This is a genomic window from Bradyrhizobium sp. YR681, assembly GCF_000282615.1.
Classification (GTDB): domain Bacteria; phylum Pseudomonadota; class Alphaproteobacteria; order Rhizobiales; family Xanthobacteraceae; genus Bradyrhizobium.
On sequence record NZ_AKIY01000298.1, the window covers coordinates 13,951 to 33,604 of the forward strand.

Consider the following 19,654-nt stretch of genomic DNA (forward strand, 5'->3'; position numbering starts at 1 on the left):
AGAAAGCCGTGACGGCGGACGCCTCTCCCGTTGGACGGGGAGAGGCGGGATGTTCGGCTTCTATCTGCCATTACCGCGGCACGCGCCGCCGGGGCCGATATGGTAGCCGCGCGGGCAGGCATGCGCGGCGGGGTTGGCGTAGTTTCTCAGGCAGCCGCCATTGGGGCCGCGATGCCAGCCGGGGCCGCAGCCGCCGGCAATCGCGATGACGTCGCCATTCGCGTTTGTGTCGAGCGAGGCGAGCGGCATGGCCTCGGCAGCGCCGGTGACCGCGCCGAGCGCGAGAGCCGCGGCAAACAGAGTGCGCATCATGTGGTGTTCTCCCGAACGGGGTTGCTTCAATGGCCCGCGGCGAAGGCGATGCCGGCGCGCACTTCTGCGATCGCCTGGTCGATCAGCCCGATCGCCTTCTCGCGATGACCGCCCTTGTTCGGCTCGGCCTTGCCGAGCTCGGCGTGGGCCGATTGCAGGATCGCGATGGCTTCGTCCATGTGCGGCTGCGCGCCCAGCGCGTAACCGATGCAGAGGCTGGTCGCGATGGCGCCGCCGAGCACGAGGCTGCGGGATAGAGAGGTTCGCATGTCTTTGTCTCCTCCAGCGGGCGTCAGGCGGCCCGTTTGCCCGGATGCAGTCCGCTCTGTGGCGGGATGCTGCCTCCGCAGCCTGCATAGGGCCCGCTTGTGCGGAGCGTCTTGGACTGTCCGGCGCTGACGGGGCGAGGGTTTGGACTGACCGGCGCAGCTTGATTCACGTTGGCGTGCTGATAGCCTGTGGTGACGGCCTTCGGCACGGATGCATCTTTGGCCTGCGAGCTTCGGCCGATTTCGCGCGCGACATTTTTCGAAAAAGCCTTTTCTGGAAGTCCTTGCGATGTCCGTCATCAGGAAAACGCTCTCGACCGACATGTTGCCGCAAGGCTTGTCCGACCGGCAGCGCTTCATCCGCTTCGCCGAACTGTTCGAGCACTTCTCCAACACCGGCGAGCTCGATCCGGCCTCCGACGTTCCGTTCCGCGCCGCGATGAACTCGATCCATGTCGGCACCACCATGCTCGGACGTTGCGACGGCAGCTTCGTCACGGTGCGGCGGGAGAAGCGCCAGGTGATCGAGACCGGCGACGACCGCTTTTGCCTCGCGCGCAACACCGGTGATCTTCCCTCGCAAGTGATCCATCGCGGCCGCGAATTCACCATGCGGCCGGGCGCGATGGTGCTGCTCAAGCTCGACGAGCCGTTCTTCGCCGCCGACGGTGCCAGCCACAAGCGCTTCACCAATGTGCATCTGCCGGTCGATACGCTGCGGGCGATGGTGCCCGATGTCGACGATCTCGTCGGCTGCGAGCTCGAGCCCGGCGGCGCGCTGTCGCTGGCGATGGATTACAGCGATCTCCTGCTCCACCATCCCGCCGCCGCCGACGAGGCCGGCATGGCGATCGCCGCCCATCTGCTCGATCTCGCCGCGATCGGTCTCGGCGCCCGCAGCGATATCGCCGCCGCTGCGCGGCGCCGGGGCCTGCGCGCCGTGCGGCTCAAGGCCGTCCTGTCGATCCTGGAGATGCGCTTCCACGAGCCGGATTTTTCCGCGCAAAAGCTCGCCGTCGCCGCCGGTCTGTCCGAACGCTATGTCAACGAGCTGTTGTTCGAGGCCGGCGCCAGCTTCACCACACGCCTCAACGAACTGCGCCTGCGCAAGGCCGCCGACCTGCTCGCACACCGCGAGGGTCGCATCAGCGACATCGCGTTTGCCTGCGGCTTCAACGATCTCTCTTATTTCAACCGCTGCTTCCGCAGGCGGTTCGGGTTGACGCCGACCGCGGCGCGCGGGAAGTGAGTGATCAAGACGAAACATCCGCCCGCGGCGGCGGATAGCGCCGCGCCAGCGCCGACAGCGGCAGATGCCGCTCGCCCTCCGGCAGCTCCAGGAAGGCCAGCACTTGCGGCCGCTTCCAGTCCCCGATGCCGAAATCCATCGCGGTCCATTTCTGCGGCTCGGGGCCTTCGAGGCCCCGGACCCAGACGAAATAGCGGGGGAGGTCGTCGGCGTCGGCTTCCGTCGTGCGTCTCCTGGCCATCAAAGCTGCTCGCTGCATCGCTATCCGTTGCGGTAGGATATAGGTATCGGCTCGCTGAAGTCGAACTCCCGGCTGCCGATCCTGTAGGGGCTCGACCGGTTGGTTAATGTACAGGCCTGAAGATATGGACGAAGCCGGGATCGTTGGCTGGGGTGACGCTTCGGACGTCACGAAAAAGCTGATCGGCTCGTGGTCCCTCAGCCGGGTCATCGAAAACCAGGCGACGATGCAGGGTCTTGCGACTTTCACGCCACTGGACGGGGAGCGGCTGGCCTATCGCGAGCAGGGAGATCTGAAGCTTGCGAACGGCACCACAGTGCAGGCTGAACGCGAATACATCTTCAGCAGCAGCGCCGGTGGATTCAAGGTCTTCTTCAGGGAAGATCCACCGCGGCTGTTTCACGAGATTTCGCTGTCCGCCTCCTTGGGAGGAGAGCTGCGCGGGTGCGCGCGACATCTCTGCAAGCGCGACGAGTATCAGTCGGCCTACATGTTCCTGCCGGATGGGACGTTTGCCATCCGTCACGTGGTGTCGGGTCCAGGCAAGGACTACACGATGAACACGACCTATACGCCCCTCGCGTGATCAAGCCGGCGCGATGGTGACGTCCGTGCCGCGTTTCACTGCCAGAGGCGGCTCTCCGCCACGCGGTTGATGTCGGCGAGCCGGCGATCGGCGTCGGCGGTCAGGTCGATGCTTTCGACCAGCGTCAGCAGGCGGTGATAGGCGCCCTCGGCGATGTCGACTGGCAGCGGGGCCTCGTCAAAGGCTTCGACATAGCTGCCGATGAGACCGCTGAGCAGGCGACAGAGGCCGCGCTGGGCGGGATCGTCCCGGCCGAGCGTCTCGAGCTTTTGCTGGAATGTCCGGAAGGTGCGCAGGCCGTGGTGCTGCTCTGAAAGCCACGCGTGCAGGTCGTTCATATGAGCTCCTTCGAATTGCGGAAGAAGCTACCGGTTTATACAGGCGGGATGTGAAGATTGGAAGGGGAGGGGATTGCTGAGACAGTCAGTCTTCGCCAAGAGGCTTCGCCGGACACGCCTCGCCTTTTCGGCTCAGCGCGGCTGCGCGACGCGAAGCCCAAAGGGCGAAGCGTGGTGCCCCTGGCCGGAATCGAACCAGCACTCCTTGCGGAACTCGATTTTGAGTCGAGCGCGTCTACCAGTTCCGCCACAGGGGCCCTCGGTCGGCCCCCCAAAGCGGGCGTCGCGAAGCCGGGGGACTATAGCCATGGACAAAGCGGGGTCAACCCGCGCCAAAGTGATCCCCGCCGTTCTCGACAGCTGCATGGCCCGGGGTTAGAGCCTAACGAAGCGACCCATCGAAAAGAGGCTGCCGTGACGACCCAGAGTGCCGCAATACCTGCATTCAAACCGGCGGCCGCGAGCCCTGCCCTGACTGCCGCGCTGCTCGTCACGCTGATCGCCGCGGCGACCATCGCTGGCGCCTGGTTCTTCCAGCTCGTGCTCGGGATCGTGCCCTGTCCGCTCTGCCTCGAGCAGCGCTACGCCTATTACCTCGCGGTCCCGCTTGGTGCGCTCACCGCGCTTGCGGCCAGGAGCGGCGCGCCGCGGCCGCTGCTGCTGGCGGGGCTCGCGATCCTCGCGCTGGCAACGCTCGCCAATGCCGGCCTCGGCGCTTACCACTCCGGCGTCGAATGGGGGTTCTGGAAGGGGCCGACCGATTGCTCCGGTCCCGTCGTCAATCTCGGCAGCGCCGCCGATCTGCTGTCCAAGCTCGACACCGTGAAGGTGGTGCGCTGCGACGAGGTGCAATGGCGCTTCCTCGGCCTCTCGCTCGCCGGCTACAACGTCCTGATCTCGCTCTTGATGGCCGCGATTTCGGCGTCGGGATTTGTGGCGACGGCGAAGCGCTAGCTAATCGTCCACATCGTCCTGCGTGCGCCCGAACAGGTGCACGATGCCCGGCGTTGCGATCGTCACGAACACGAAGCGCGACAGATGATGGGCGCCGACGAAGATCGGGTCGATGTGCAGCGTCAGGGCCAGCGCCAGCATGGCGTCCATCGCGCCCGGCGCGAAGGCGACCACGACGTCGGAAAACTTCACCTGCGTGGTGAGCGCGACGATGACGACGAAGATCGCGGAGACGGCAATCGCCACGGCGAACGAGCCCAGCGCCGCATTGATGTGGCCCGCCAGCGTCTTGATCCGCATCCGCGCGAAGCGGCTGCCGATCAGGGCGCCGATGCCGATCAGCGCCACGCCGCGTACCCAATCCGGCAATCCGCCCTCGACCCAGCCTGCGCCATGCAGGACGCTGGAGGCGATCATCGCGCCGAACATCCAGCTTGCCGGAAACTTGATCAGCCGCAGCAGCAGCGCCGCGGCGAGCGAGGCCGCGACCAGTTCGACGAGGTCGAGCGGCGAGGCGATCGCGGTCGTCAGCGTCGGCGCCGTGGAAGGTGCGATGCCCGCGATCGCCAGCACCATCGGCAGCGCCGCGGTGAGGATGATGACGCGCATGGTCTGCACCACCGCGATGCCGGGCAGGTCGGCGCCGCGCTCGACCGCCAAAATGGTGATCTGCGACAGCGCGCCGGGGCTGCCGGCAAGGAAGGCCGAGGTGCGATCCCAGCCATGGATGCGCTGGAGATAGTAGCTCGAGCCGAAGGTCGAGCAGAAGGTGGCGAGCGCAAGCAGGCCGATGGTGAGGGGATAGGCGCTGACCTGCTGGATCAGGTGGCGCGAGACGACCGAGCCCAGCGAAATGCCGAGCAGCACCAGCACGGTCTGGGTCAGTATCGGCGGCAGCGTGAGCTTGCGTCCGGCGATCGCGGCGATACCGACCGCGATCATCGAGCCCGAGATCAGCCCGCCGGGAAGGCCGGCGAGCAGAAACACGAGGCCGCCGGCGGCGCCGATGACGAGCGTCTCCACCGTGCTCAAGATCTCGGCACGGCTGGGCCATTCGAACGGCAGGGAGGCGGTGATTTGCTTCACGCCACCTTATCGCAAATCAGCGAGAGGCGCACAATTGCTGGCTCGTCATGCCGCAATGCGTACGCGTCTCGCCAAGGCGCGCGAAGGATCGCGCCGGATTTACTTCTTGTCGGCGGCGGGAGCGGGATTGCCGGCCTTCGCTTCCTTCTTGCAGTCGCGACGGAATTTCTTGCGCTCCTTGCCCTTCAGTCCCTTGGCGTCCGCCTGCTTGGAGCACTCGAGCGACTCGGCCGATCGCTCCTTGGTAACCTTCTTGTCGGCTGTGGCAGCCGTGTCGGTCTTGGCCGCCGGCGCGGCGGTCTGCGCGAAGGCCGGGCCGGCGGCGAGCAGGGAGGCGAGGGCGACGACGGCGAGGCGAGACGTGAAGGTCATGATGTTGCACTCTTGGGAGAATTGCGAAGGGTTGGGAACGTCGGCCCGTCTTGCTGAACGCGACATGAATAATCCGAACCGGTGGGATCACTATATTTTGGCGGCAGGAGCCATCACTTCCTTGTCGCCGATGGCCGGCACGCTAGGATAGCAATCCTCGTTTCACTTCCCCCGGAAGATCAAGCTCGGGAAAGACCAAGGAGGAGACCTCAGGATGACCATTCAATCGAAATTGCTGTGTGCTGTTGCGCTGTCGGGTTTTGCCGCGCTGGTGGCGAGCGCGCCGGCCCAGGCGCTGACTTCGCAGGAGTGCAGCGCGAAATATCAGGCTGCCAAGAAGGACGGCTCGCTCGGCACGACGAAGTGGAATGACTTCCGCAAGGCCCAGTGCGGCGCGGACGCGACGCCGGCTGCTGCGCCGACTGCGGCCGCTCCGGCGGCCCCCGCCGAGCCGAAGCAGGCGAAGAAGGAGGCCGCCCCCGCTGCCGCGCCGACCCTGCCGGCCGGCCCCGCGATCTACCCGAACGCGGTCGATCCGAAATATTCCAAGGAGACCGCCGGCAAGGCACGCCTCCATACCTGCGTCGACCAGTACAATGCCAACAAGACCACCAACGGCAATGGCGGCATGAAGTGGATCGAGAAGGGCGGCGGCTACTACAGCGAATGCAACAAGAAGCTGAAGGGCGCCGCCTGAGGCTTCGATACGATGCAGAGGCCGGAGCCTGGCTCCGGCCTCTTGCGTTTCAGTCCAGCAGCTTTTCGGCCGATTTCGCCACCAGCTGCGATCGTTTGCGCGGACCGCGTTCGACGAACAGCAGGCTCTGGCCGAAGATGAAGCAGTAGAACAGAAAGGCCTGCGCCTCGGCCGCCTCGGCCTCGAGGCCGGTCGCGCGATAGAGTTCGGCGACATGCTTGAGCCGCGCCGCATCGACGCTCGCCACCGCCGCCGCTGCGTTCTCGTCCGAGCGGGCCCATTGCCGGATCGCAAGCTCGATCGCCATGCCCTCCGGATTGAGCCGCTCGGAATAGAGCTGGATCACGGCCTTCAGCCGCTCGCGGGGGGGCTCGCCATCGAGGCTCGTCTGCTGCGCGATGGACGCCGCGCGTCCCTCGCGCCAGCGCACCAGCATCGCATCGAGCAGCGCGGCGCGGTCGGCGAAGCGGCGATAGAAGCCGCCCTTGGTGACGCCGAGATTCTTTGCGAGCACCTCGACCCTGATGCCCTCGACGCCCGCCCGGGCGAGCTCGGTAAACCCTGCCTCGACCCAGACATCGCCCTTGCCGTCGCTCATGAAGGAAGCCTCACCGGTTCTTGATACGGTGCCGTATTGCTAACGCGTCTCATGCCTGATACGCTACCGTATCAGAATCAATCGACAGGGCGGGGAATGGCGATGGAGCAGGCGGCGACCTATCGCGGCACGGTGTATCCGTGGCAGTGCGATCACGTCGGTCACATGAACATCATGTGGTATGTCGGCAAATTCGACGAGGCCAACTGGAATCTGTTCGCCCGTCTCGGGCTGACGCCGAGCTATTTGCGCTCCTCCGGCCGCGGCATGGCCGCCGTCCAGCAGAACATCACCTACAAGCGCGAGCTGCTCGCCGGCGACATCGTCGAGATCCGCAGCCATCTGCTCGAGGTCCGCGAAAAATCGATCCGCTTCCGGCACGATATGGTCAATGCCGAGACCGGCGAGATCGCCGCAACCTGCGAGATCACGGGCGTGCACGTGGACCGCAGCCAGCGCAAATCGGTGCCATTCGAAGATGTGGTCCGCGAGATCGCGCGCAGGCATCTTGCCGAGCCGGCCGAGGCCTGAGCCATGGCTGCGTTCGAACCGAAAAACCCGGGCTATCGCGCCGCGGCCATCGCCTTGTTCGACCGCCAGCCGGCGATGCATAGGCTCGGCATCGTGATCGTCCGCCTTGCGCCGGGCGAGGTCGAGCTGTCCATGCTGCATTCGGCTGAATTCACGCAGCAGAACGGCTTTGTCCATGCCGGCATCATCACGGCGGGGCTCGACAACGCCTGCGGCGTTGCCGCCTTCACCCTGATGCCGCGCGAGGCCGATATCCTCACCGTGGAGTTCAAGACCACGCTGCTGGCCCCCGCCCGCGGCGAGCGTTTCGTGTTCAAGGCGGAGGTGGTCAAGCCGGGTCGTACGCTCACTTTCTGCGAGGCCAGGGCCTTTGCCGAGCACGATGGGAAGACCACGCTGATCGCGACCATGACCGGAACGTTGATGGCGATGCTGCCGCGCCAGGCGCCGCAGCCGTCGGGCATGTCCCGGGCCTTGCACGGCGATTGACAAGCCTGCCGGCGCATCCCTTGATGCGGCGGTCATGCTCGCAAGTCTCGGTCTCATTCTGCTCTGCCAATTGATCGGCGAAGTGGTCGTGCGCGGTCTCGGCCTGCCATTGCCGGGTCCCGTGCTCGGCCTGTTGCTGCTTTTGATGCTGCTGCTCGCCCGCGAACGTTTTGCGCTGCTCGCGCGCGGACCGCTGCGCAATGATGGCGTGGAGACGGCCGGCAAGGGCCTGCTCGCGCATTTGTCGCTGTTGTTCGTGCCGGCCGGCGTCGGCGTCGTGCAGAAGCTCGATCTGCTCGCGGAGCACGGCATTGCCATCGTCCTCGTGCTGGCGCTCTCGGTGGTCGTCACCCTGCTCGCGACCGTGCTCACCTTCCGTCTCGTCAGCCGCCTGTTGAAGCAACAGGACGCGCGATGAAGGACAATCCATTCTCGCTCTGGGTCTATCTCTCGCAGTCGCCGCTGCTCTGGCTGACCGTGACGCTGCTGGTCTATGCGAGCACCGATGCGGTGTCGCTGGCGACGCGGCGGCATCCGTTTGCCAATCCCGTGCTGCACGCGATGTGGATCATCGGCGCGTTCCTGCTTCTAACCGGTACGTCCTACACCACCTATTTCGCCGGCGCGCAGTTCGTGCACTTCCTGCTGGGACCCGCCACCGTCGCGCTCGCCGTGCCGCTCTACGAGAACCGCAAGCGCGTGGTTGTCTCGATCGTGCCGATGCTGGTGGCACTGGTCGCGGGTTCGGTGACGGCCATCGTCTCAGTCGTGCTGCTCGCCGAGCTCGCCGGGCTGCCGCGCGACGTCGTGCTCTCGCTGGCGCCGAAATCGGTCACGGCGGGCGTCGCCATGGGTATCGCCGAATCGCTGCATGCCGATCCGTCGCTGGCGGCGGTCGCGGTCATCCTCACCGGCATCATGGGCGCGATCATCGTGACGCCGCTGATGAACCGGACCGGCGTTACCGACTACCGCGCGCGCGGCTTTGCCGCCGGCCTTGCCGCGCACGGCATCGGCACCGCCCGCGCGTTCCAGGTCGACGAGATCGCCGGCGTGTTCTCCGGCATCGCCATGAGCCTGAACGCCTTGGTGACCTCCTTCCTGGTCCCCTTGGCGGTCACGCTGCTGGTGCGATGACATTGCGGCTGCGACCCTCTATATGATCGGTAACAATTCCCGGTTCCGAGCCGTATTTGCGAAGATGGGACCGAAACAGGACGAGATATGGCTGGATCTGGCAACAAGGGCCTCGTGCCGACGCGCCGTAGGGCGTTGACGCTGATCGGGGCAGGCGCCCTCGCAGCGGGCGGCCTCGCTTCGGTGCCGGCTGCCGCTGACAACGACGAGGTGCTGACCGAAAGCAAGGTGCTGCGAGATCCCGATACGCCTGTCGCGGGCAATCCCGACGGCAATATCACCATCGTCGAATGGTCGGACTACAATTGTCCCTATTGCCGCAAGCTCGAGCCCGAACTGCGCCAGGTCGTGCAGGACGACGGCAAGGTCAGGCTGGTGATGAAGGACTGGCCGATCCTCGGGCCGGTCTCGGTCACCGCGGCGCGGATCGCGCTCGCGGCGAAATTCCAGGACAAGTATCACCAGGCCCATGATGCCATGATGGGGGTCAGCTCGCGCCTGACCGAGCCGCGCATCGACGAGCTGCTCGCGGCCGCCGGCGTCGACATGGATCGCCTCAAGCGCGATCTCGCCGATCGCGCCAAGGACATCGACGCCATCCTCAAGCGCAACAACGAGCAGGCTGAAGCCTTCGGCTTCCGCGGCACCCCGGCTTTCATCGTCGGCAAGTACCGCGTGCCGGGCGTGCTCAGCATGAACGAGTTCGAGCAGGTCATCGCCGATGCACGCAAGGCCAAGATGAACTGACGCTGGCCGTATGAGATCACAGCCAACACAAGGACGCCGCCGCGAACCCGCGACGGCGCCCTGTTCATGTCTGGCAGGTCGAGAATACTTCGAAATTACTTCGACGAGATCCGGACCCAGTCCTTGTGCGCGCGATCGCGCAGTGCATCCCAGTCGGCCTTGGCCACGTCCCAGTTCACGATGGTGCGATTGCTGGTCGCAACTTCGCCGTTGGCGACGGACGAGGTCTGCATGGAGTCATAGACATAGACGCCGCCAGCAAGAAGCAGCGCGCCCAAGATCATTCCAAAAAAAGTCCGCATAGCAACCTCCGGTGACGGGCGATAACGTCGGCCCGGGGTGATGGTTCCGCGGCCATGCGGCGCATCTAAGGAGAGGTTGTTCATTTTCCGTTCAGCCACGCCAGCAGCTCCGCATTGATCTCGCGCGGATAGGTGTGGCTGAGATCGTCGATCTCGCGATAATTGACGTCGGCGCCGGCGGCGGAGAGCGCTGCTTGCGTCTGCCGCGCGGTCTGCACCGGAAACATCCAGTCGAGCTTGCCGTGGGTGATGAAGATAGGCAGGCCCTGCAGGCGCGAGGCATCCGCCATCTCGGCCATCAACGGATGGAAGGTCGCCGACACCGGGGCGAGATGCGTAAAGGGTGAGGCGCCGTCGAGCCCGGTGACGTAGCTGAAGGTGCCGCCGTCACTCATGCCGGTCAGCAGCACGCGCGAGACATCAATCGTCCAGCGGTTGCGCACGGTCTCCAGGATGCGCATGAGGTTGGGCGTGTCGGCATCGTCGCCCATCAGCGCCCAGGTCGATCCGGTCGCAGTCGGCGCCACCAGGATCGCGCCAAGACTGCGGGCATCGCGCAGCCAGCTCCACAGGAAGCCGCGCCCGTTGCCGCTGCCGCCGTGCAGCGCCATCACCAGCGGCATGGCGCGATCGTGCGTGTAATATTCGGGGACGTAAATCGAGAAGCCGCCGCGGCTGCCAGGCTCGTTGTGGTCGTGGAAGATACCGGTGTCCTCGCTTGCACCTGTCCCCAGCCGCGCCAGCAGGTCCTCGTTCTCGCGATTGGCGGTGTTGAGGAAGAAGCTGCTCACCGGCGGAAACTGCACGGCCAGCGGATAGAGGGCCTCCTGCGCGCGCGGTAGATGGCGCAGCGCGCGGAAGACGGCGACGAGGTCGCCGTTGCCGCGCTCGACCTCGCGAATCCCCGCAAAGGCCGCGAGCGTCTCGTTGCAGGCCGCATCGAGCCGGCTGCGCAAGCCGGCGAATTGTTCGGGCCACTCGCCGATCGCCGCGCGTGCGGATTGAAGCGTCTCGTCCGGCGCCCCGATTTCATTCATCACGGAGGCGAACGCTGGCGGGTGCAAATTCCGCTGGAAGAAGCCGAGCGCCTCCAGCGCGTTCAGCAGCGGCGGCAGCACGGTCACGATGTCGTCAACGACGGCCTCGGTCATCGCCGCTTCCTTGGGTCAGTTCGGTTTTGTCAGTGCAGCTTCGGCGCCTTGAGCAGCTTGAAGCGATCGGTCGACGTCACCGTGACGTCGAAGGTGACGCCTTCATGATGCACGGTGAGCGGCACGTCGACGCCGGCGGCGCCGAGCCCCCACATCTTCTTGTAGAAGGCGGTCTGGCTCGTGACCTTGTCGCCGTCGACCGCGAGGATGACGTCGCCGGTCTTGAGCTCGGCGCGCGCGGCCGGACCATTGGCGGAGATCCCGATCACCACCACGCGGTTGTCGATCTCGGTCGAATAAAGCCCGAGCCACGGGCGCGACGGTTTGTTGACGCGGCCGAACTTGCGGAGGTCGTCGAGGATCGGCTTCAACAGATCGATCGGCACGATCATGTTGACGTGCTCGGCCTTGCCGTCGCGCTCACGCTCGAGCTGGAGCGAGCCGATGCCGATCAATTCGCCGCGCTCGTTGAGCAGTGCGGTGCCGCCCCAGTTCGGGTGGGCGGGATAGGTGAACAGGGCTTCGTCCAGCAGATATTCCCAATAGCCGGCGAATTCCTGCTTGGCCACGATCTGGCTCGCGACGGAGCGCGTGCGGCCGCCGGCGCCGCCGACCACGACGCGGTCGCCGAGCCTCGTGTCTGCCGACTTGCCGAGCGGCAGTGGTTCGACGTCGAGCTCGCCGAGTGCCTGCACCAGGCCGAAGCCGGTGACGGAATCGAAACCGAGGGCATGCCCCTCGACGACGCGCCCGTCGGCGAGATGCAGCCACACCGATTCCGCCTCGGTGATGAGATAGCCGATGGTGAGCACCAGCCCGTCGTCGATCACGACGCCGTTGCCGGCGCGTTCGGTGCCCAGCGTCTCGGCGCTGAAGGCGTCAGGCGGGATGATGGCGTGCAGGCCGACGACGGATCCGAGCGCGCGGTCGAGATCGAAACCGTAATCGCTCGCCCGCGGCTGATTGGCCGGCGGCACTCTCCATTCGGTCAGGGCGGGCATGGAGTTCTCCTGGCTGAGTGCATCACGCCGCCGCGGCTGGCGGAACGACGCGCGAAGCACGCATAATTTAGGCCGGAGCAGGCCGTCTTGAAAGCCTTGGTCCCCAACTATTCCTGAGAACACAGCGCGAAATCCCGAGAAGGCACGGCAATGCCTGCATAGGTGGCAGGCGGTGCTCCATCAGGCATCGGCCGCATGGCTGGTGTCCCGCGAGGTGCTAGGCGACCCGCAATGAAGCTGCTAACCATTGCCGCTTCGTTTGACCAAGGGATCACGGACCGAAGCAATGGATAACCGCAGCGACATCTGGCGTGGCGTCGACACGATCAAGGCGCGTTTCATCGACCTCAGCGACAAGGTCTGGGGCATGCCGGAGGTCTGCTACACCGAGGCGCGGTCCGCCGCCGAGCATCTCGCCGAGCTGCGCCACCAGGGTTTCCGCATCACCGAGACCGTCGCCGGTATCCCGACCGCGGTGATGGGCGAATGGGGCGAGGGCGGACCGGTCATCGCCTTCATGGGTGAATATGACGCGCTGCCGGGCCTCAGCCAGGAGGCCGGCGTCGCCGAGCCTCGTCCGGTCGAAACCGGCGGCCATGGCCATGGCTGCGGCCACAATCTGCTTGGTTCTGCGGCGCTGCTCGCCGCGACCGCGGTGAAGGACTGGCTGGCCCAGAACAAGGTGCCGGGCCGTGTGCGCTATTACGGCTGCCCGGCCGAAGAGGGCGGCGCGGCAAAGGCGTTCATGGTGCGCTCCGGCGCATTCGAAGATGCCGACATCGCCATCACCTGGCATCCGCACAGTTTCTGGGAAGTCGCGGTGACGCCGTCGCTCGCCAACACCCGCGCCGACTTCATCTTCACCGGCCGCACCTCGCATGCGGCGGCTTCGCCCCATCTCGGCCGCTCCGCGCTCGACGCGGTGGAACTGATGAATGTCGGCGTCAACTACATGCGGGAGCACATGCCGAGCGACGCGCGCGTGCATTACGCGGTGCTCGACACCGGCGGCATCGCGCCGAACGTGGTGCAGGCGCATGCGCGCGTGCGCTATTCGATTCGCGCCCGTGATCTTCCCGGCATGAACGAACTGGTCGGACGCGTGAGCAAGATTGCAGAGGGTGCGGCGCTGATGACCGAGACCAAGGTCGAGATGAAGATCATCTCGGCGGTCTCCAACATCCTGCCGAATACGCCGCTGGAGCAGGCGCTGCACCGGGTCATGGAAGAGCTCGGGCCGCCGCATTTCGACGATGCGGACAAGGGCTTTGCCAGCCAGATCCGCGCGACGCTGAGCGACAAGGACATCGCCTCGGTCTACTACGCGATCGGCATGGAGCCGACCGATCGGCCGCTGGCCGACTTCCTGGTGCCGCTCGATGCCAAGCGCAATCCGCTGGTCGGCTCGACCGACGTCGGCGACGTGAGCTGGGTGGTGCCGACCGTGCAGGTTCACGCACCAACGGTTGCAATCGGCACGCCGTTCCACACTTGGCAGGTGGTGGCGCAGGGCAAGAGCGCACACGCGCACAAGGCGATGGTGCAGGCGGCCAAGGCCATGGCGGGGCTCGGCATCAAGGCCCTGACAGAGCCGAAGCTGATCGAGGCCGCGAAGGCGGACCTGGTGAGGCGGACCGCCAAGACTCCTTATGTTTGCCCGCTGCCCGACCACGTCGCGCCCCCGCTGACGATGTCCGTGGCGTAGAATTTCGTCTCGATACTTCGTCTGATCCGGCGAACAAATTTTCCGCAGTGCAACGCGGAATCCGGCGTGTTTTGACGCCGGATTGCCGAACGCTTGGGCTGTGGAACGTCGTTTTGCCCAACAGACAGCCAGAACACTGTTTGCATACATACGGTCGCAGTTGACGGGCGGCCTATTCAGTGTGCCATCTACCGCCAGCCAAACCCGGCGGTCGCCTCGCGGCCGCCTGCATCCATACGGGAACCAGACGGGGGACAACCATGCTGGATAAAGAACTGCGTTCGATGATCGGTGACGTGAAGGGCGGGCGGATGGATCGCCGTGCCTTCATCCAGCGCCTGGCCGCTGTCGGCCTCACCGCGCCCCTGGCCAACCAGATCCTCGCGCTCGGCGGCGTCGCGATGGCCGAGGGGGCCTCGCCGTACAAGCCGACCAAGCGTGGCGGCGGCGGTGCGCTGAAGCTGCTGTGGTGGCAGGGCCCGACCCTGCTCAATCCGCATTTCGCCACCGGCACCAAGGACCAGGACGGCTCGCGCCTGTTCTATGAGCCGCTCGCCTGTTGGGATCCCGATGGCAACATGAAGCTGGTTCTGGCGACCGAAATTCCGTCGACCCAGAACGGCCTGCTCGCCGCCGACGGCAAATCGGTGACCTGGAAGCTGAAGCCCGGCGTCAAATGGCACGACGGCAAGCCCTTCACCGCTGATGACGTGGTCTTCACCTGGGAATACATCATCGATCCCGCGACCGCGGCGGTCACCGTCGCGACCTACCGCGACATCACGGTCGAGAAGGTGGATGATCTGACGATCCGCCTCAACTTCAAGAAGCCGACGCCGTTCTGGGCCGACGCCTTCGTCGGCGCGACCGGACAGATTCTGCCCAAGCACCTGTTTGCCGAGTTCAAGGGTTCGAAGTCCCGCGAGGCCCCGACCAACCTCGCCCCGGTCGGCACCGGCCCGTACAAGTTCGTCGAGTTCAAGCCCGGCGATCTCATCCGGGGCGTGATCAATCCCGACTATCACATGGCGAACCGTCCTCATTTCGATACGATCGAGATGAAGGGTGGCGGCGATGCCGTCTCGGCGGCGCGCGCGGTGATCCAGACCGGCGAATATGATTTCGGCTGGAACATCCAGGTCGAGGACGACGTGCTGCTTCGTCTGGAGAAGGGCGGCAAGGGTAAAACCATCTACGCCGTCGGCGGCGATACCGAGTTCATCGCGCTGAACTTCACCGATCCCAATACCGAGGTCGACGGCGAGCGCTCCTCGATGAAGACCAAGCATCCGCTGTTCTCCGATCCGGCGGTGCGCAAGGCGCTCTCGTTCCTGGTCGATCGCGAATCGATCAAGAAGGCCATCTACGGCCGTGCCGGCCGCACCACGGCGAACTTCCTCAACGGCCCGGAGAAGTTCGTCTCCAAGAACACCTCCTGGGAGTTCAGCATCGAGAAGGCCTCGAAGATCCTGGACGATGCCGGCTGGAAGCCGGGTGCGGACGGCATTCGCGAGAAGGACGGCAAGAAGCTGAAGCTGCTGTACCAGACCTCGATCAACGGCCCGCGCCAGAAGACCCAGGCGATCGTCAAGCAGGCCTGTCAGAAGGCCGGCATCGACGTGGAATTGAAGTCCGTCGTGGCTTCGGTGTTCTTCTCCTCGGACGTGGCCAACCCCGACACCTACGCCAAGTTCTACGCCGACATCGAGATGTTCCAGATCCCGATGAGCCAGCCGGATCCCGCCCAGCACATGCGCCGCTATCATTCGAGCAATGTGGCGACCAAGGAGAACAAGTGGCAGGGCACCAATTTCCCGCGCTGGGTCAACAGGGACTATGACGCGGCCATCGACGCCGCCGACGGCGAGATGGATCCGGTCAAGCGTACGGCGCTCTACATCAAGGCCAATGATCTGCTGTTCAACGACACCGTCTTCATCCCGGCGCAGCATCGCTTGAAGGTGGAGGCGGCCGCCAACACGCTGCGCCCGGTGATCTCGGGCTGGGCCAACGAAACGGACAACCTGTTCGACTGGTACCGGGAGGAATGATCACGCAGGCCTAGACGGGTTTCTCCCTCATGAGTCAGTATGTCCTGCGTCGTCTTTTGATCGCGATTCCGAGCTTGCTCGGAATCTCCCTGGTGCTGTTCGTCGTGCTGGCGCTTGCCCCCGGCGATCCATTCTCGGAACTGGCGACCAATCCGAACGTGCCGCCCGAAGTCGCTGCTGCGCTTCGGGCGAGGTTCGGCCTCGACGATCCGATCTATCTGCGTTACCTGCACTGGCTCTCCGCCATGGCGCATGGCGATTGGGGCTTCTCCTTCGTCAGCCGGATGAACGTCGATACGCTCATCCTTCAGCGCCTGCCGGCCACACTCTATGTGATCGGCTCGGCGCAGCTCCTGGCGCTGCTGATCGCGATTCCCGTCGGCGTCTATGCGGCGACGAAGCCCTACTCGCTGTTCGACCAGATCGCGAACACGCTCGCCTTCGTCGGCTTCTCGCTGCCGACCTTCTTCACCGGCATCCTGTTCATCCTGATCTTCTCGGTCACGCTGGACTGGCTGCCCTTCGTCTACACCACCGACGTCAAGGGCACCGGCATCCGCTGGGTGCTCGAGATGATCCGTCAGGCGATCATGCCGGTGGCGGTGCTCGGCCTGTTCCAGGCGGCGTCGATGACGCGCTTCGTGCGTTCGGCCATGCTCGACGTCATCAGGCTCGACTACGTCACCACGGCGCGGGCCAAGGGCCTCGGGCAGGCGAAGGTGATCGTCAAGCACGTGATGCGTAACGCCATGATCCCGGTGGTCACGCTGATCGCGTTGCAGATGCCTGCCGTGTTCGGCGGCGCCATCGTCACGGAGCAGATCTTCCGCATTCCCGGCATCGGCTCGCTGCTGATCTCCTCCATCCTTTCCAACGACACGCCGGTCGTGATGGCCGTCACCTTCGTCTTCGCGTGCCTTGTGGTCCTGTTCAATCTCATCGCGGACGTCCTGTATGGCTGGCTTGACCCTCGCATCTCCCTCCGCTGAGCGGCGCGTCTACTCGCCCTGGCGCGAGACGTGGCGGCGCTATAGCCGCCACAAGCTTGCCGTGGTCAGCGCGTTCCTGCTCCTCGTTCTGGTCCTGGCGGTGGTCGCCGGCCCCTTCCTGTGGCGGGTCAAGATCGACGACATCGATATCGTGGCCGGCATGCAGGGGCCGTCGCTTGCCCATCCCTTCGGCACCGACGATCTCGGACAGGACATCCTGGCCCGCATGATCTATGGCGGGCGCATCTCGCTTGCGGTCGGCCTCGCCGCAATGCTGGTCTCGGTCATTATCGGTGTGCTGATCGGCGCGCTCGCCGGCATGTCGCGCGGTGCACTCGGTCATGGATTGATGTGGCTCACCGACCTGTTCCTGTCGCTGCCGCAACTGCCGCTGCTGCTGCTGCTCATCTATCTCTTCCGCGACGGGCTGAAGGTCGCGTTTGGCCCCGAGGGCGGCATCTTCATCCTGATCGTGCTCGTGATCGGGGGCCTGCGCTGGATGCCGGTGGCGCGCCTCGTGCGTGCGCAGTTCCTGTCGATTCGCGAAAAGGAATTCGTCGAAGCCGCGCGTGCGCTCGGCGCCAGTCCGGTGCGGCAGGTCGTGCGCCACATCCTGCCCAATGCGCTCGGTCCGGTGATCATCGCCGGCACCATCGACGTCGCCGCCGCCATCATCGCGGAATCGACGCTGTCGTTCCTCGGCCTCGGCTTCCCGCCGGATACCCCGACTTGGGGGCGGCTGCTGTACGATGCCAAGGACTTCCTCGATATCGGACCGCACTGGGCGCTGTTTCCAGGTGGCGCGATCTTCATCGCGGTGGTCGCCATCAACTTCATCGGCGACGGCCTGCGTGACGCGCTCGACGCGCGGCGGGTGATCTGATGGCGCCGCTGCTCGAAATCAAGGGCCTGAAAACCCACTTCTCCACCGACGACGGCATCCTGCAGGCCGTCGACGGCGTCGACATCACCATCAACAAGGGCGAGACGCTCTGCGTCGTCGGCGAGTCCGGCTGCGGCAAAACCGTCACCGCGATGTCGATCCTCAAGCTGATCGCGATGCCGCCGGGCCGGATCGCGGCCGGCCAGATCATCTTCGAAGGCCGCGATCTCGTGCCGCTGACGAGCAACCAGCTCGACGAGATCCGCGCCAAGGAAATCGGCTTCATCTTCCAGGAGCCGATGACCTCGCTCAATCCGGTGCTCACGGTCGGCGAGCAGATCGCCGAGAGCCTGCGCCGCCATGAGAACGTCACCAGGAAGCAAGCGCTCGAGCGCACCATCGAGATGCTGAAGCTGGTGCAGATCCCCAACGCCGAAGGCCGCGTGCACAATTATCCGCACCAATTCTCCGGCGGCATGCGCCAGCGCGTGATGATCGCGATGGCGCTGGCCTGCAAGCCGAAGCTGATCATCGCCGACGAGCCCACCACTGCGCTCGACGTCACCATCCAGGCGCAGATCCTCGACCTGCTCCAGGACATGAAGGAACGCTTCGGCATGGCGGTGATGCTGATCACCCATGCCATGGGCGTCGTCGCCGAGACCGCGCAGCGCGTCGTCGTCATGTATGCCGGCAAGGTGGTGGAGGAGGCGCCCGTCGACGACCTGTTCGGCGATCCCCGCCATCCCTATACGCAAGGCCTGATCCGCTCGATCCCGCGCATCGACCTCGACAGCGAGCACAAGACGCGGCTCGAGGCGATCGGCGGCTCGGTGCCGATCCTGATCAATCCGCCGGTCGGCTGCCGGTTTGCGCCGCGCTGCAAGTTTGCCATGAACGTCTGCACCGAGAAGGAGCCGCTGCTTCGCGAGGTCTCGCCCGGCCACCGCATGGCCTGTCACCTGGGAGATACGCAGTTGGGAGCCGCGTCATGAGCGAACCCTTGCTCCGCGTCAGCGGCCTGAAGAAACATTTTCCCGTGCTCGGCGGCCTGCTGTCGCGCCAGGTCGGCAGCGTCTATGCGGTCGACGGCGTGTCGTTCTCGGTCAATCGCGGCGAGACGCTCGGTCTCGTCGGCGAATCCGGCTGCGGCAAGTCCACCACGGGCCGTTGCGTGCTGCGTCTGATCGAGCCGACCGACGGCGAGGTTACGTTCGACGGCCAGGACGTACGCCAGCTCAGCGGCAACGATCTGCGCGCGATGCGGCGGAACATGCAGTTGGTGTTCCAGGACCCGTTCGCCTCGCTCAATCCACGCATGACGATCGGCGCCATCCTCGGCGAAGCCCTTGTTATTCACAAGCTCGGATCATCGGCCAGGGAACGTGAGGATCGTGTCGCGAGCCTGCTCGTGAAGGTCGGACTCAAGGCCGAGCACATGCGCCGCTACCCCCACGAATTCTCCGGCGGCCAGCGCCAGCGCATCGTGATCGCGCGCGCGCTCGCGGTCGAGCCGAAGCTGATCGTCTGCGACGAGCCGGTCTCCGCGCTCGACGTGTCGATCCAGGCCCAGGTCATCAACCTGCTGGAGGATCTCCAGGCCGAGCTGAACCTCACTTATCTCTTCGTCGCGCACGATCTCTCGGTGGTCGAGCACATCTCCGACCGCGTCGCGGTGATGTATCTCGGCCGCATCGTCGAGCTCGCGAAAGCCAACGACCTCTACCGCAACCCGCAGCATCCCTACACCAGGGCGCTGTTGTCGGCGGTGCCGGTACCCGATCCGAAACTCAAGCGCGAGCGCATCCGTCTCAAGGGCGACGTTCCGAGCCCGATGAAGCCGCCGTCCGGCTGCCACTTCCACACCCGTTGCCCGATCGCCCAGCCGCGCTGTGCGGAAAGCGCGCCGGAGCTGAGGGAAGGGGCGGGCGGCCACTTCGTGGCGTGTCATCTCGCCTGAGATCGA

The 19,654-nt window shown here is 65.3% G+C and carries 25 protein-coding genes and 1 tRNA gene; 15 read left to right on the forward strand and 11 right to left on the reverse strand.

Going from position 1 to position 19,654, the window contains the following annotated elements:
• Positions 1 to 60: 60 nt before the first annotated feature.
• On the reverse strand, positions 61 to 312 hold the full coding sequence (locus PMI42_RS32455) for a GCG_CRPN prefix-to-repeats domain-containing protein (RefSeq protein WP_008142918.1): 252 nt from the start codon (positions 310 to 312) through the stop codon (positions 61 to 63).
• Positions 313 to 338: 26 nt separating this feature from the next.
• Entirely contained in the window at positions 339 to 581 is a 243-nt protein-coding gene (locus tag PMI42_RS32460; protein WP_008142920.1) for a hypothetical protein, read from the reverse strand.
• 289 nt (positions 582 to 870) lie between these two features.
• Here PMI42_RS32460 and PMI42_RS32465 point away from each other — a divergent pair, with 289 nt between their 5' ends.
• On the forward strand, positions 871 to 1,830 hold the full coding sequence (locus PMI42_RS32465) for an AraC family transcriptional regulator (RefSeq protein WP_008142921.1): 960 nt from the start codon (positions 871 to 873) through the stop codon (positions 1,828 to 1,830).
• Positions 1,831 to 1,834: 4 nt separating this feature from the next.
• Here the strand turns inward: PMI42_RS32465 and PMI42_RS32470 are convergent, their stop codons facing one another.
• Positions 1,835 to 2,071, reverse strand: coding sequence for a hypothetical protein (locus PMI42_RS32470; protein ID WP_008142922.1), 237 nt, complete (start codon positions 2,069 to 2,071; stop codon positions 1,835 to 1,837).
• Positions 2,072 to 2,195: 124 nt separating this feature from the next.
• Here PMI42_RS32470 and PMI42_RS32475 point away from each other — a divergent pair, with 124 nt between their 5' ends.
• The gene (locus PMI42_RS32475; protein WP_008142923.1) at positions 2,196 to 2,657 is read left to right on the forward strand and encodes a DUF6314 family protein; all 462 of its coding nucleotides are present in this window, start codon (positions 2,196 to 2,198) and stop codon (positions 2,655 to 2,657) included.
• Between the two features lie 35 nt (positions 2,658 to 2,692).
• Here PMI42_RS32475 and PMI42_RS32480 read toward each other — a convergent pair whose 3' ends face one another.
• Together PMI42_RS32480 and PMI42_RS32485 are read right to left on the reverse strand one after the other, a co-directional pair.
• Positions 2,693 to 2,995 carry a hypothetical protein gene (locus PMI42_RS32480; protein ID WP_008142924.1) on the reverse strand — a complete coding sequence of 101 codons (303 nt, stop codon included), beginning with the start codon at positions 2,993 to 2,995 and terminating at the stop codon, positions 2,693 to 2,695.
• Positions 2,996 to 3,167: 172 nt separating this feature from the next.
• Positions 3,168 to 3,252 (reverse strand) — tRNA-Leu (locus PMI42_RS32485).
• 157 nt (positions 3,253 to 3,409) lie between these two features.
• Here PMI42_RS32485 and PMI42_RS32490 point away from each other — a divergent pair.
• Entirely contained in the window at positions 3,410 to 3,949 is a 540-nt protein-coding gene (locus PMI42_RS32490; RefSeq protein WP_008142925.1) for a disulfide bond formation protein B, read from the forward strand.
• On the opposite strand, the gene PMI42_RS32495 is transcribed toward PMI42_RS32490, so the two are convergent.
• Complete coding sequence (locus PMI42_RS32495; protein WP_008142928.1) at positions 3,950 to 5,035, reverse strand: AbrB family transcriptional regulator; 1,086 nt, start codon at positions 5,033 to 5,035, stop codon at positions 3,950 to 3,952.
• 99 nt (positions 5,036 to 5,134) lie between these two features.
• Positions 5,135 to 5,407 (reverse strand): PsiF family protein, encoded by a 273-nt coding sequence (locus tag PMI42_RS32500; protein ID WP_008142930.1) that lies wholly within the window; start codon positions 5,405 to 5,407, stop codon positions 5,135 to 5,137.
• Positions 5,408 to 5,621: 214 nt separating this feature from the next.
• Here PMI42_RS32500 and PMI42_RS32505 point away from each other — a divergent pair, with 214 nt between their 5' ends.
• Complete coding sequence (locus PMI42_RS32505; RefSeq protein ID WP_008142931.1) at positions 5,622 to 6,104, forward strand: hypothetical protein; 483 nt, start codon at positions 5,622 to 5,624, stop codon at positions 6,102 to 6,104.
• A 49-nt stretch (positions 6,105 to 6,153) separates the two neighbouring features.
• On the opposite strand, the gene PMI42_RS32510 is transcribed toward PMI42_RS32505, so the two are convergent.
• Entirely contained in the window at positions 6,154 to 6,702 is a 549-nt protein-coding gene (locus PMI42_RS32510; RefSeq protein ID WP_008142933.1) for a TetR/AcrR family transcriptional regulator, read from the reverse strand.
• Between the two features lie 102 nt (positions 6,703 to 6,804).
• Here PMI42_RS32510 and PMI42_RS32515 point away from each other — a divergent pair, with 102 nt between their 5' ends.
• The 5 genes from PMI42_RS32515 (at position 6,805) to PMI42_RS32535 (ending at position 9,606) form a co-directional block, all read left to right on the forward strand.
• Entirely contained in the window at positions 6,805 to 7,233 is a 429-nt protein-coding gene (locus PMI42_RS32515; RefSeq protein ID WP_035967283.1) for an acyl-CoA thioesterase, read from the forward strand.
• Positions 7,234 to 7,236: 3 nt separating this feature from the next.
• A complete protein-coding gene (locus PMI42_RS32520) occupies positions 7,237 to 7,722 on the forward strand; it encodes a PaaI family thioesterase (protein WP_008142935.1) in 486 nt (161 codons plus the stop codon).
• Positions 7,723 to 7,756: 34 nt separating this feature from the next.
• The gene (locus PMI42_RS32525; protein ID WP_008142936.1) at positions 7,757 to 8,140 is read left to right on the forward strand and encodes a CidA/LrgA family protein; all 384 of its coding nucleotides are present in this window, start codon (positions 7,757 to 7,759) and stop codon (positions 8,138 to 8,140) included.
• Positions 8,137 to 8,859: an LrgB family protein gene (locus tag PMI42_RS32530; protein WP_008142937.1), complete on the forward strand. Its 723-nt coding sequence runs from the start codon at positions 8,137 to 8,139 to the stop codon at positions 8,857 to 8,859. Before PMI42_RS32525 ends, PMI42_RS32530 begins: the two co-directional genes overlap by 4 nt.
• 87 nt (positions 8,860 to 8,946) lie before the next feature.
• Complete coding sequence (locus tag PMI42_RS32535; protein WP_008142939.1) at positions 8,947 to 9,606, forward strand: DsbA family protein; 660 nt, start codon at positions 8,947 to 8,949, stop codon at positions 9,604 to 9,606.
• A gap of 95 nt (positions 9,607 to 9,701) precedes the next feature.
• Here PMI42_RS32535 and PMI42_RS32540 read toward each other — a convergent pair whose 3' ends face one another.
• The 3 genes from PMI42_RS32540 to PMI42_RS32550 form a co-directional block, all read right to left on the reverse strand.
• Positions 9,702 to 9,908: a hypothetical protein gene (locus PMI42_RS32540; protein WP_008142940.1), complete on the reverse strand. Its 207-nt coding sequence runs from the start codon at positions 9,906 to 9,908 to the stop codon at positions 9,702 to 9,704.
• A gap of 80 nt (positions 9,909 to 9,988) precedes the next feature.
• On the reverse strand, positions 9,989 to 11,059 hold the full coding sequence (locus tag PMI42_RS32545) for a carboxylesterase family protein (protein ID WP_008142941.1): 1,071 nt from the start codon (positions 11,057 to 11,059) through the stop codon (positions 9,989 to 9,991).
• A gap of 29 nt (positions 11,060 to 11,088) precedes the next feature.
• Entirely contained in the window at positions 11,089 to 12,060 is a 972-nt protein-coding gene (locus PMI42_RS32550) for a S1C family serine protease (protein ID WP_008142942.1), read from the reverse strand.
• Between the two features lie 286 nt (positions 12,061 to 12,346).
• Between PMI42_RS32550 and PMI42_RS32555 the strand changes: the two genes are divergently transcribed.
• From PMI42_RS32555 to PMI42_RS32580, 6 genes are all read left to right on the forward strand, one after another.
• Positions 12,347 to 13,765, forward strand: coding sequence for a M20 family metallopeptidase (locus PMI42_RS32555; RefSeq protein WP_008142944.1), 1,419 nt, complete (start codon positions 12,347 to 12,349; stop codon positions 13,763 to 13,765).
• A 260-nt stretch (positions 13,766 to 14,025) separates the two neighbouring features.
• Positions 14,026 to 15,816: a peptide ABC transporter substrate-binding protein gene (locus tag PMI42_RS32560; RefSeq protein WP_008142946.1), complete on the forward strand. Its 1,791-nt coding sequence runs from the start codon at positions 14,026 to 14,028 to the stop codon at positions 15,814 to 15,816.
• Between the two features lie 29 nt (positions 15,817 to 15,845).
• On the forward strand, positions 15,846 to 16,805 hold the full coding sequence (locus PMI42_RS32565; protein ID WP_008142947.1) for an ABC transporter permease: 960 nt from the start codon (positions 15,846 to 15,848) through the stop codon (positions 16,803 to 16,805).
• Positions 16,771 to 17,688: an ABC transporter permease gene (locus tag PMI42_RS32570; protein WP_008142948.1), complete on the forward strand. Its 918-nt coding sequence runs from the start codon at positions 16,771 to 16,773 to the stop codon at positions 17,686 to 17,688. The genes PMI42_RS32565 and PMI42_RS32570 overlap by 35 nt, the downstream gene beginning before the upstream one ends.
• A complete protein-coding gene (locus tag PMI42_RS32575; RefSeq protein WP_008142949.1) occupies positions 17,688 to 18,683 on the forward strand; it encodes an ABC transporter ATP-binding protein in 996 nt (331 codons plus the stop codon). The genes PMI42_RS32570 and PMI42_RS32575 overlap by 1 nt, the downstream gene beginning before the upstream one ends.
• The gene (locus PMI42_RS32580; RefSeq protein ID WP_008142950.1) at positions 18,680 to 19,648 is read left to right on the forward strand and encodes an ABC transporter ATP-binding protein; all 969 of its coding nucleotides are present in this window, start codon (positions 18,680 to 18,682) and stop codon (positions 19,646 to 19,648) included. The genes PMI42_RS32575 and PMI42_RS32580 overlap by 4 nt, the downstream gene beginning before the upstream one ends.
• The last annotated feature ends 6 nt before the right edge of the window (positions 19,649 to 19,654 follow it).